The sequence below is a fragment of the Streptomyces sp. NPDC088354 genome (assembly GCF_044753585.1).
GTDB lineage: Bacteria > Actinomycetota > Actinomycetes > Streptomycetales > Streptomycetaceae > Actinacidiphila.
This window is the reverse complement of the sequence record NZ_JBIVNJ010000083.1, coordinates 1-12,213: the sequence shown is the minus strand read 5'-3', so window position 1 is coordinate 12,213 and position 12,213 is coordinate 1. Positions and strand designations below refer to the sequence as shown.

The 12,213-nt window shown below is 63.0% G+C and carries 5 protein-coding genes and 1 pseudogene; 3 read left to right on the top strand and 3 right to left on the bottom strand.

What is annotated here, in order from left to right; genetic code table 11:
- Positions 1-95: 95 nt before the first annotated feature.
- Positions 96-278, bottom strand: a pseudogene (locus ACIP98_RS40905) (RNA-guided endonuclease TnpB family protein); the annotation flags it as partial.
- A gap of 2,397 nt (positions 279-2,675) precedes the next feature.
- Between ACIP98_RS40905 and ACIP98_RS40900 the strand changes: the two are divergent.
- Positions 2,676-4,115, top strand: coding sequence for a ricin-type beta-trefoil lectin domain protein (locus tag ACIP98_RS40900; protein WP_401981744.1), 1,440 nt, complete (start codon positions 2,676-2,678; stop codon positions 4,113-4,115).
- A gap of 462 nt (positions 4,116-4,577) precedes the next feature.
- Here ACIP98_RS40900 and ACIP98_RS40895 read toward each other — a convergent pair whose 3' ends face one another.
- A complete protein-coding gene (locus ACIP98_RS40895) occupies positions 4,578-6,524 on the bottom strand; it encodes an N-acetylmuramoyl-L-alanine amidase (protein WP_401981741.1) in 1,947 nt (648 codons plus the stop codon).
- A gap of 2,138 nt (positions 6,525-8,662) precedes the next feature.
- Here ACIP98_RS40895 and ACIP98_RS40890 point away from each other — a divergent pair.
- A complete protein-coding gene (locus ACIP98_RS40890) occupies positions 8,663-9,250 on the top strand; it encodes a TetR/AcrR family transcriptional regulator (protein ID WP_401981738.1) in 588 nt (195 codons plus the stop codon).
- A 112-nt stretch (positions 9,251-9,362) separates the two neighbouring features.
- Here ACIP98_RS40890 and ACIP98_RS40885 read toward each other — a convergent pair whose 3' ends face one another.
- Positions 9,363-10,148, bottom strand: a complete 786-nt coding sequence (locus tag ACIP98_RS40885) for an alpha/beta fold hydrolase (protein ID WP_401981736.1) — start codon at positions 10,146-10,148, stop codon at positions 9,363-9,365.
- A 1,403-nt stretch (positions 10,149-11,551) separates the two neighbouring features.
- Between ACIP98_RS40885 and ACIP98_RS40880 the strand changes: the two genes are divergently transcribed.
- On the top strand, positions 11,552-12,040 hold the full coding sequence (locus ACIP98_RS40880) for a DUF6924 domain-containing protein (RefSeq protein ID WP_401981733.1): 489 nt from the start codon (positions 11,552-11,554) through the stop codon (positions 12,038-12,040).
- Positions 12,041-12,213 lie beyond the last annotated feature (173 nt).

Below are 12,213 nucleotides of genomic sequence, written 5' to 3'. Positions count from 1 at the left end.
GACCGGTGCGAACCCATGAAGAAGGTAGGGCAACAGTCATACCGGGCCCGGAGGCCAGCGGCCCTCTTGCAGGACCGCGAAAAAGATAACGGGGGGGTACGTTCTGAGAGTGGGAGTGCGTGCTTGGTTCTCGCTCCGTACTGCGTGTAGTCCTTGGTGGTGTGTGCGGGATGCGCGAGGCGGATGTCCCGCATGTGCTTGCGGCCCATCTCGATCAGGGCTGTCCTGGTGGCGCCGATCGCCGTGTCCGCCGCCTTGCGGGCCACGGTTGACTTTGCAGGCTGTGGAGGCCAAGCGTGAGCGGAAGCAGCATTGGCGCTAAGTTACTTGTTTTCGGCGCAGGTGTTCTATGTCATCGGGGTCCGATGAAGTAGCTTCACGATTGAGTGACGTATCGCAGGTGTGGGTACTGCTCAGAGCAATGTCTTATGTGCTCGGTCGTGCGGGTTTGATAGAGTGAGGAGATGCGGCTGCGAGGCCAAAGGATGTGCAGCGTCGGCATCCTCATCTTCATACTAGGCGACGCCGCAGCGATTGTTTTAGACATGCAATGGAGCTCCTCGGTTTTGTAGCAGTATTGTCCCCGTAGCTCTTCTTGTCCCTGAGCGGGAAAATGCTGCTTTTCCGTGGTGGGGTGGGGGTGTCGGGGGAGTGTTTCGTGCCTATTTGTTGAGCGTTTGGCATCGCCTATACCGATGTCTCTGGCTATACGTCGAACAGTCCACTCCGAAATGCCTTCGCTGTCAGGAAGGCCGAGCGGAAATTGCGCTTGCGAGTGCTTTCCCAGGACGCCGAGATGAATGCCGCTGATGCCTTTTCCTGCCCGCCTCGAGCGCAAGGTCTCGATGCCAACAGGGAGGATTGCCCAATCCTGTCTGAGAGGCTGCTCGCGATGCGGCCCAGCAGTTTGATGCTGGATAGCGACGATGAGGACTGTGCAACAGGAAAACGCTGTGGTGTCGCTAGACGTGTCGCCATCACCTTTCCGCGGTCGCTGGAGCGCACGAGACACTGCAGACATCCACTCGGTGAAGGACGCCCGTACGACCCCATTGGCCTGGGGGATGAGCGGATGGGCATGAACGTGCGAATCGCTCTGACGGGAAGAGTCTCGCTGTGCAGCCGTACGTCAGGTGATGCGCTGCTGCTTCACCTCAAGGGAGGACCAGCCCCCCACATTGCCGTGCTTGCTGCAGGACTGGCACGGGACCCTCGGCACACGTTGGTTGTGCTGGACCTTCCCCTAGGCTCGTCGGACCGTACAACAGACGCGATCGCACGGCTACTTGCGAACAGAGGCGACAGTCTGCGTTTGGTGTTCACCCGTGCCACGCCGCAGGAAGCGCGACATGCTGCGCAGCGAATCGCGGACCGGCTGGGCTGCCTGGTGCTCGCGCCGGACGGCGAAGTGCTGCCGACCCCCGGTGGGGGCCTGTATGTTCCCAGTGACACTGGCGGCGCGGGTTGGCTTCGCTTCCGGCCGGGCCGGATGCCAGAACGGGATTCGTGGCGATTCCCAAAGCCCTACTGGGAGTTCTCAACTCGTGACCGTCCTTGGATGACCGGCAGTGGTTGTGTCGTGCAGCCGATTGCCAGCAGAGTGTGGCTACGGAGTGAGTACGCCGCGCCCTCTTGGGAGGGTGGCCGAATGCTGGTGGAGCGTCTGCCGATTCATCCCGACAGACTCATCGTCGTACTCGGCGACGCCGGTGGACCGCCTATTTCGTTGTTGGATGTGTCGCGTTTCTGGGAGAGCGTCCTGCCCTCCGTTCGCCCGTGGGTACGGTTCCTCCACCTCGGGCCGGTAGCGCTGAACCACGGAGCTCAAGCACTGGGCCCAGAACTCGCGGACGTCCTTGGCCAGCCGGTGATCCTGCACACGGGCGTACCGATTCAAATGGCGCCTGGTCGTGACGTCTCCGAAGTCGATTCAATGCGACCGGACGGCATTGCGGAACAGCGCTCGCTTGTCGGCGAGGTCAGGTATTTCCCGCGTGAGGGCGGCATTTCGGCCTCGTCGGCGATCGCTGGCCTAGGTCAGCCTCTGTCGGGCGCACTGGATGTCGCCGTAGGTATAGATGCTTACGGGCATGCCCGTACATCCGGATCTGCTACGCACCGGACGGAGGTTCCGGCAGGACAGCCTGTTCCCACTAATGCGTTTGGCTGCGGTCTCTTGCAGATGGACAGGTCACAGGCGGAGCCCGTGCGTGACGCTCAGCAGACACATTGCGGATACTGCGCGGGGACGACGCAGTCGCACTCACGATCGGTGTCTGTGCTGCGCTGGCAAGGTTCGGTAGGTCATGAGGACAACGCGCGTATGTCTGACGAAGGAGCGAAGCTTTGACCCGGCACGTCCCACGCGCGTCCGCGGACCGTCCGGGTAAATTGGCTGGCCTGGTCGAGATCTTGACGGACGCGCGAGGTGTTCTCATCGCCATCGGGCGAGCGGAAGTCCTCTATGGCGACCGGTGCAACAACCTCAACGCTGAGGGAATCCGTGCCACGGGCAGTGCCGTAATTTGTGGGGTAGGCAGTTGCGTTGTTGGCGCGGATAGTAACGACGTCAGCGTACGGCGGCTAACGAGGGCTACGGATGTTGATTCGATGGTCCGAAATGGCTCGCGGCGTCGTGCGTGGTCACATCGAGCTGCCCGCCGCACTCATACGCAATGTGGCAAGGCCGCTTCAACGCAGACCAACACAATGCTGGACGTCTGGGAGCTACTCGAAGAGCCACGGCTCGGGGCGCCATGCCTTTTCATAATGGCTACTCTGTAATGGAGAACGTTTTGACGAACTCGGAGAATATGGGGCTGACCCCGGCGGAGGCCGGTACTGGGACAGCCGTAAATCGTTCGGATTCCGCCAGCATCCGGGGAGTTCGTTCGAATCCGGTCGCTCCGTCGAGGCCAGTGCCGTCCACACAGACGGCTTCACGTCGTGAGTCGGAGCCGGAGACTGAAGCCGGCGCTGCCGTTCAGGTGCCTTCCGCGGACGCGGTCGCCAACGCCCTGAGTGGAAGGCGGGCCGAGAGTGAACTGGAATCAGGGCAGGGACAGGATCCGGTTGAGAGCGCGCCGGGAACCGATGACCCAGGCCGTGAAGGGGCCGAAAGCAAGGCCGCAGGGCAAGTCGAAGGAAACGGTACAGCCGCCGCAGAACCAGATGTGGTTACTGATCCCTCCGCCGGCGGGGGATCTGGGGCCGACGTGGTCGAGACGAGTAAACTTGGCCGACCGCCCAAAACCGTGCTTGCCGCAGCGGCCATAGCGGGACTGGTCCTCGTGTCGGTTCCCTTCCTCATCAACTCGAGCAACTCCAATGCCACTGCACGAGGAGGCGATTCCGGCTCCACGACAGGCACTGTGCTGGGCGGATCGTCGGATGATGCTCCTCCCGGTGCTTTTGCTTCCGTTGCTCCTATCCCTGGACTACCGCACTCGTCGTCACCAGACGCGTTCAACAGAGGATCCACATCGGGTGATAAGGGTCCCGCGAAGTCAGGGGTCGGCTCCTCTGGCACATCGAATGCAGACTCCTCCCCCTCGAAGGGCGGCGGAACCAAGGCACAGCCCCAGACAAGCAGCGGCGGCGGAACCAAGGCACAGCCCCAGACAAGCAGCGGCGGCGGAACCAAGGCACAGCCCCAGACAAGCAGCGGCGGCGGAACCAAGACCAGCACCGGTAGTGCCTCGTCTGGTGGATCCCAGCCGGCCCCGATTGCGCCCGGTGTTCTCATCCGCGGTCACGCGAGTGGCCGTTGCATCGACATCACGGGCGGCAAGGGCTACGACGGTACCCCTCTGAACCTCTATGACTGCGTGGGGTCCAACTGGCAGAAATGGGAGATCAAGTCTGACGGCACGATCCGTTCCATGGGTCTGTGCATGGACGTCGCTGGGGGCTCCAGATCCAATGGGGCTGTGATCCAGGTAGCGAAGTGCAACGGAAGTGCAGCGCAGCAGTTTCGCCTCAACACAGCCCATGATCTGACCAACCCGCAGTCCGACAAGTGCGTTGACGTCCTGGATCAGAAGACTGGCAACGGCGCCCGCCTGCAGTTGTGGACATGCAACGGTCAGCGCAACCAAAAGTGGAGCAGCGCCTGACAGGCTGAGGCCGTTGGCGGCTGCTTCGGAGGTGCTGCAGTCGCAGGTCGGCTGCGGCGATTGACGATTCGGGCTCCGCGTAACCCAATGCGAACGGGCTACACTCCGCTCCACCAGCGCTCGGGTAGGTGCGGTCGACCGAGACTGCGGGATGCCCCTGGCGCTGGGAGATCCGGAGACTCGCTGCGCGTGCGGGACAACGTGGGTGCGAACAGTGACCGACCGGCATACTGACGCTCAACGTGTGATGTCGTCATGGCGGTGCGGAAGAGTCCGGTTCCGTTGAGGCAGCCGTCAAAGACGTTGTGACGGCCCACCGCTACGCCATCTTCGTGACCAGCGCCCAGGCCGGCAAGCGGACTGACTGGATTCATTGGAGACTTGGCGGCGGTTGTGACGGCGTGGTGGTGTCCAGGGCCGGTGGGCTCCGGACACCACCACGGGTGTCATGTTTGTTGTGTGTCAGTGGTGGTTGAGGGAGGTGTCCGGGCCGTCGGCGGTGACCTCGCCAGCGTAGACCAGGGCGGTGCGGTGGTTGTACTGGATGGTGTACATGGACTTGCTACCGAGGACGACGGTGCCGCTGGACTTGAAGTAGTCGTCGGTGCGGGCGGGCGGTGCGGTAGCGACGTAAGCCTGGCCGACGGGGATGGTGTACATGCTCAGGGGGCCCTGGGTGGAGGGGGAGAGGCCCGCCGGGTATTCGCCCGCGTCGGGGTAGCTGGAGCCGTAGACCTTCACCGGCGGGGCGTCCGTGCTCGTGCCGCTCTTGACGATGGTCACACCCTGAGTGGGGATGGTGTTGGCGCCGTCGGGGTTGTGGAACCAAACCCTGTTGCCGCTATACCAAATCGCGGTCCAAGCGCCCAACTTCGAGGCGACGACGAACTGCTGACCGGCCTGGGCGGTGCTGCCCCAGTCGTTGATGCGGTCGGTGCCGGCGGCACCGGAGTGGATCGCCTGGTCACCAAAGAGTGGAGCCGACGCGCTTGGGGCGGTACGCAGGTATACGAAGTTGGACGGTTGCTGCACACGTGTGCAGGCTGCGGTGGCGCCGGTCGGGTCATCAGAGGGGCAAATCTCCACCGTCTGGTCGTTCCCCAGGAATCCAGGAGCAATGGTGACCACCGAGCCGATGTCACCTACGCCGTGTGTGCCGGTTAGCGGGGCACCGACCAGGGCCATGAAGTGCTCCCAGTCCCAGGAGGGTCCCGGGTCCCAGTGCATCCCGGAGACCGTGCCCGACGTCGGACCGACAATGTTGTCGTGACCGATGATGTGCTGCCGGTCCACCGGTATCTCGAACCGTCCGGCCAGGTACTTCACCAACTCCGCTGTCGCTTCGTACTGCGCCTCGGTGTACCAGGTCGCTCCGTGCGCGGCATAACCCTCGTGCTCGATACCGATCGAGTGCATGTTCGTGGAGTAGTTGCCCGCATGGAACGCCAGATCCTTGGTCGGGACCATCTGTGTGACTGCACCATCCGCTGAGCGCATCACATAGTGCGCCGCGCTTCCGCCCGCGGTCTGGAACGTGGCGATCGCCGATGCGTAGGAAGACTCGGTGTCATGGATGACGATCGAGTCGATCCGTATCCCGTTGGCAGGCCGGTTGGAAACTTGGCCATTGGACGGGGCGGCAGGCGCGAAGGTGCAATCGACGGTAGTTGGGCACTCGGTGGCTGTTGCCGCCGTCGAAGCCAGGTGCAACCGGTCCAACTGACTGGTGGCCGGAGTGACCTCGGCCCCGGCCACCAGCGCCACGCGCTGCCCATCAGCTGTCGTACGTTTCGCGCCGTTCTTCAGCGTCGAAAAGACCCGGTCGGCGAACGCTCCGGCCGCTTGCTGCCGCGTGGACTGACTGTAACGGGCGACCGCCCCGTACCAGTCACCTGCATCCGCCGAAGCCTTTCCACCCGTGGCCTTCTGATACGACGCCAACAAGGCCGCACCACCACGAATGTTGGCCGCCGCGTCTGTACGCAGGTCCTCCTGCGGCAGCCCGGTCAGCTTCGCCGCAGCCTGCAGCGTGTGCAGGGCTGGGTCCTCAGCCAGTTTGGACACCTCGGCTCTGCCTGCCATGCCTGCGTCGCCGCTAGCGAGCATCGACCGCGTCACATCCGTCAGATGCATCGGCCCGTAGCCACCGTCTGTACTGTGCTGCCCGCCATGAGCGTCCCACCCCGACTCCTGGTAGGCCACTGCCAGCAGGACGCCCTCCGGCACCCCGAACTCAGCCGCCGCAGCGGCGAAATCACCCTGACGCACCGAAGTACCGGAAGGTTTCGCTCCCGTCGCCTGCGCCACCACCGGCACCGTTACCGCGCCCGCCACCGCCAGCACCGCCGCGCCAAGCACCAGTGGCCGCCGCTTGACAGCATGCCGACGGCGGGTCCTACTCTCTGTCATCATCAAATTTTCCAAGTGTGTCTGTGAAGGTCACGTCGCCATATGGGCGAACTGACTGACACGGCAATGAGCCGCTCGCGAGGGCCCCCGGAATCTCTGCGGATTCACATCTGCCGTCCGTCAATGCCGAACTACATTCGGCGTTCGCTCGCATCGGCTTGAGGACAGTTCGCGACACTAGCAGACCGTGCCACCTACACTCAAAGCTGTCCGCTGCTTGGATAATTCTCAAAGGTTGTGAGAATGACGTGAATCATTTTCAGGCGCCCGCCGTCGTTCTGGAGCCCGGCGCTCCAGAAGATCAAGGTGGACGAAGGCGCGTTGCCGGCTATCCGCTGCAACTCAGCCTCCACCTCAAGGCGCGCAGATTACACTGACTGGCGCTTTCATCACATGTGGGCTTCGCGCGACGTGATAAACAGTGTATGAATAAGCGACGCGCCTCGCGTAGGGGGTCAATTCTCGGCGGATACACGTTGCCGGCATGAGCCCGATGGATGTATCGACATGTGACGCTGATCCTAAATGACACTGTTGGTCCGTGAGAGTTGCCCAAGAAGGGGGACTCGCGTGCGGCTTCGCACGATCGCCGAGCCTTCTGTGGCTGATCTGCGATCAATTGCCCGCATGCCCCTGGCATCCGGCACGCTGGCGAGCAGCGGACAGGAGAGCCCTGTGCAGTTGCGTGGGAGGGGAAGGGTACATCCTCGCCCACCGTGTGCCCTTGATCGCTGCTGATTGCATCAGCGCCAAATGGCGATCCTCGCGTCCGTGCTGCCTACCGCATCTTGTGGTCGGACACCCCTGCTATTTCGGCCTGTGCATGGCCCCCGTCACAACGAAGGACAATGTCGTACAAATATGTGTCCCCAACGCCGGGACCGACGGTCTTCCTCTCGCCAGGGCGCAGGGTGGGGGAGACAGTCTCGTGTCGCTCACCGGAACGCGAGCCGCTTACGCTGATCAGCCGAATAGGCGTGTTGCCCGTATTGGCGAGAGTGACCGTACGAGTCCTCGGGCACGAGGCGTGGGCGACGCCGGTGCAGAAGTAGCGCACGTCCCCAAAGCTCAGCAAGCCGCAGGAGACCTCGGTTGCGTAAGGGAAGTCGAAGGAACAGACGGCACCCACCCGTAAATCCCGGGCGGACACCGACGCCACTTTGGTCTCCTTGCCAGGATGGACTGCCAGAGCATGCCAAGCGACCGCCGAACCGCCGAGGGCGGCGGTGACGACTACGGCAGTAGCCATAAGTGTTTTTCGCACTTGGTACTCCCAAGGGCCGTGTGTGCGGTGAAGGGTGCTGCCGGGGTGGTAAGCCGGCTGGCGTCGACTGAACTGACCGCAGCCCTGGCCGGTAAAGCGTCATCTTTAACGACCCATAAAACCAGTATTTACCAGGCGGGTAAAGAAATATCCTGTCCCCAAAACCCCGGGCGATTGGGCGGGTTCGGTAGATCTTGCAAATCTGTGGATAGGTGCGCTCGGTCATAGTGACCGAACTCTGAAAAAACTTTTCACTGAGACATGGCTACTGGCGCCCAATTTTCCGGTCGGTCGTCAAGGAAGCTCGCGCCAACCCCCATAAATTGGCTGGCGCAAGCAGCCTCTGCCCAACATCGATATAACCGGGCGAGTTACTGACTTGGCTGACCCAGGCTGGCGCCTCCATTGGGACAGTGGCGATCGCGGTGGTAACGAAAGCGGCGGCCTCTCGATCTATTTATGGGCGCCGACCGACTACAGCGAGTTCTTCCGTTGTGACTGTTCGATTGCGAGCATGTATCGCACGCCACCGCATGGCAGTGGCGCCGCTCTTCTCAACCCTCCAGGCGCAGGCGGCGATTTCCAGCATCGCCTCGCCCGTGGGTTGACCGGCAAGCATCCTAGAACTCTGCTAGTCGAGCAGGTGACGGGTGACGGCGTATAGAATCTGGAGGCCAAGATCAGACTCGGAGCCAGCGGGTGGCCCTCCCGGAACTCGAAGCGCCCTGCACGAGGCATCGGCTCGGTGAGGAGAGAACCCGCGGGAGTACCGGCGGACAGCGGGTCCACGTGCACGCCTTGGGGAGACGGGAGTGAGCCGGGTTGGTGACGATCGGAGCCCAGGCGAGTGAAACGAGCGTTCTATACTGTCTGTATGTCGAAGCTTACGGATGTGTCCGCACCCGCTCGTCGGTCCGAGGCGCGTGAACGGCTGTTGGGAACGGCGAGTCGCCTCTTCTACAGCGAGGGGATCAGGGCCGTTGGCGTAGACCGTGTGATGGAGGAGGCCAACATCGCCCGGGGCACCTTCTACCGGCATTTCGAGGGCAAGGACGACTTGGTGCGTGCCTACCTTGAGGCAGCAGACCGCCAGATCAGGGAGCAGATCACTGCTGCGGAAGAGGCGATCTCCTCGCCGTCCGCCTTCCTCGTCGCGGTGGCGCATGGCATCGGTGATGAACTGTGTGGCCCGGGATTCCGTGGCTGTCCCTTTATCAACGCTGCCGCGGAGTACCCGAATCCGGAGAGCGCGGTCCACCAGGTTGTGCTGCGGCACCGGGCATGGTTCCAGCAGATACTGCGGGGCGCCTTCCAGCGGCTCGGAGCATCCGACCCCCTCCGATCGGCTGCCGCTATGGTGGCGATGCGCGACGGGGCTATGATGGCTGGCTATCTCGGCGACGCGCAGGCGGCGAGTGCCGTCCTGGTGCACTGCGTCGGCGTCCTTGTAGCTGCGGGCTGAGCTGGCCCGGCCTCCTCCCACTCGTGGGAGGAGGCCGGGGCCCCGGGGCATACCTACTTACCTATGCTGACGGCGGCGTTTTCGATCACACGCGTGACAGCCTTGGGGTCAGTCAGGTGAACAGCGTGCGGTGCGTTGATCTCGGTTGTGTGCGCGTGCGCACGTGCAGCCATGTACCGTTCCGCGGCGGCAGGTATCGTGTGGTCGTCGTGAGCCACGAGGGGATGGTCTTCCAAGCTGGAGGACCGGAAGGTTCACCGACGGCCTGGGCCGTGACGGGGCGTTGGGTGACGACGAGTTCCGAGGCCTTGGTTGTGTCAAGCCGGTTGCTGAGGAAGACGTCCCGGTACTTGACCGGCTTGATGTAGAGGCCAACTCCGTTGCCGCCGTCAGCCTGCGTGAAGGGGACGGCGTTCAGGGCCGTGGGGATGGGCGCGTTCGGGTCGTCGCTGAGGTGGCTGCAGGGGAATTTTCCAATGAGCTCTGCGGCACTTTCCCCTTTGTCGGGGGCGAAGGCGGCAATGAAGACAAGGGCCGTGATGTTGGGGTTCCCGGTTGCGGCATTGGTGATGACGGCGCCGCCGTAGGAATGACCCACCAGGACGATGGGGCCCGTGATCGTCTTGAGGTAGTCGTTCAGGTAGGCGGCGTCGCTGCTGAGGCTGCGCAGCGGAGTGGCGGGCGCCGTGACCCGATAGCCCTCAGCTTGCAACCGGGTGACGACCCCGCTCCAACCGGCCGAGTCGGCCCAAGCACCGTGCACGAGCACGACGGTGGGTTTGACCTGCGGCCGCGTCTGATGGTCCTGGGCAGCGGATGCGGTCATGACCAATCCTGCAGACAGAATGAGGCCGGCGCTGCCGGTGACGCCGAGACGGACAGAGCGGCGGTGGAACACGTGCTTCTCCTACAGTGATGGGAACGAGGGGAACCTCGGGTGCTTCCGGTCGTGGGTACCCTGCCGGCACGATGTGGTCGGCTTCACCGGCGATAAACAGCAGATGGGGCCCTGCGTCGCTTCCGAAAGTTGATCTTTGTGGCGGCACCGGCCCTGCCGAAGCCGCGGTCCAGCAGAACTGAGTGATCGCGCCTCCGAAGAGTGCCCGATGATGACTGGCGCGTCGTCGAGGCGTCAGATGACTTCCTCGTAGCGGGCGGGCTATCGGCTCACGCAGACCTATGCCCGCCACCCTGGACGGCTCACGTCGGATCTTTTCCACCGCGCCCTCCAGGCCGGGCCAGGCGGGAGCGACAACCCGGTAACCCCGCGCTCGGTAGCGCTCCGCCCAGCCTTCCCAGCTCAGTGGGGGTCCTCCAGAGCATGCACGAGCATTACTGTGCCGGCCGAACTGACGTGCATCACCGCCCATCCATCTGAATAGATAGACCGTTCTAGTCGGGAGGGTTAGCGAGTGTTCTCTGCCGCTGGCAATTCGGGGCCACGTGCGGAGTCGGTCACACGACGAGGGCTGAACTGTCGCCGTGACCCTGCCGTCATCCTGCGCCAGGGCAAGCCCGACCTCGGTAACGGAGTTTGCAGCCATGACGGAGTCGATGTCCGGAGGGCAGGAGCAGGTCCGGAAGCACCGGCCTGGATGAGGGCCACACCAGATCGCGACTGCGCCAACTGCTGTTGCCGAATGCGGCCAATACGTGGAGCAGCCCTTTCCGTCGCTGCTGGGTCGAACCTTTCCGGCAGGCCGGCAACCGGGAGGCACGCACGGACGACGACCCTGCGGGACACGGTCCGTCTACCCCGCATTGCGATCCCGCCAGTACCGAAGACGGTCTCATTGGTCCATGCCGTGGCTGAATGGTGGCTGCGTTTCCGCTGGTCAGGCATGAGAACGGGGCTTCGGCGCGAGGAACGGCATGTCGTGCCGTCTCTTCGGGTGGGGTGTCAGATGCCGTCGGTGCTCCTGCCCGAACACCACCCGGCCGAGTCGCCACACTCGAACCGATGCTCACCATGATCGATAGAAAAACGGCCTCTTACGCCATGGATATGGCGTCCATATTCTATTCCTGACGGTCTGGGCCTGCAGCAGCAATGCCACTTCACGTGGTTGCAGTACAATCCTCACAATCAGCGGCACGCACTGGTGATCTCGACGCCGCATGCGGGTTTGCCGAGGCGTATCTGCCTTGAGCCGCCTCGTATGGCAGATGGTTCGCCGACACGTCAGGTCTTCGAGGCCTGAGTAAGCGATGTGTGGCCTGAACGGAATCTCGTTCATTGAGGTCACCGGTAAAGCCAACCGCTGGCGCTCCCGTCGATATCCACAACAATGAGGTTTAGCCTTGAATAAGATACCTGATTTTGGAGACAAGCCCGACTACTACCCCGTCATTCTCCGAACGGACTACAGCAATGAGGAGACATGGCGGGCGGTGCTGCAAGACATTGCTCAGGCTTGCGGAGACGATACCGAGGTGTCCGACCTTTGCGTAGTCGATGATCCGGAATGGGCGGCAGCGGAATCCGACGACGTGCTGAACGCGGTGCGCGGAAGTGAGGAGCTGCGTGGCGTGTCGGTCGTCTTCATCGCGGACTACGCCACCATGAATCCCGGTCACCATGCACTGCTGGCGGTGCTCACTAACAGCCGCGACGACTATGACGACGACGAGAGCTACGAGTGGGAGCTGCGATTCGGACGTGAATTCCGCACCGTCCCACGCGGGGTGGCATCCATATCGGCAAACTTGGTTACGGCGAATATGGAATTTGTTGAATTTTCCGAAGTCGCCCACCACGATACCGAAGGCGTCTACCGCGACTCTGACTGAACGTCGTGGCTCTCCTGCCGGCAGCATGTCCTGAGCTCTGACAACCAGGCCGCTCTTTGGAGGGGTGTGGGGCCGTCACCCAGGGCTTCGGCGTAGTCGCATGATGTCCGGTTCGTGATCATCCGAGGCCGAGGAGTGTGAGGGGGCGGCGAGGGTCGCGGGCGTTGCGGCGG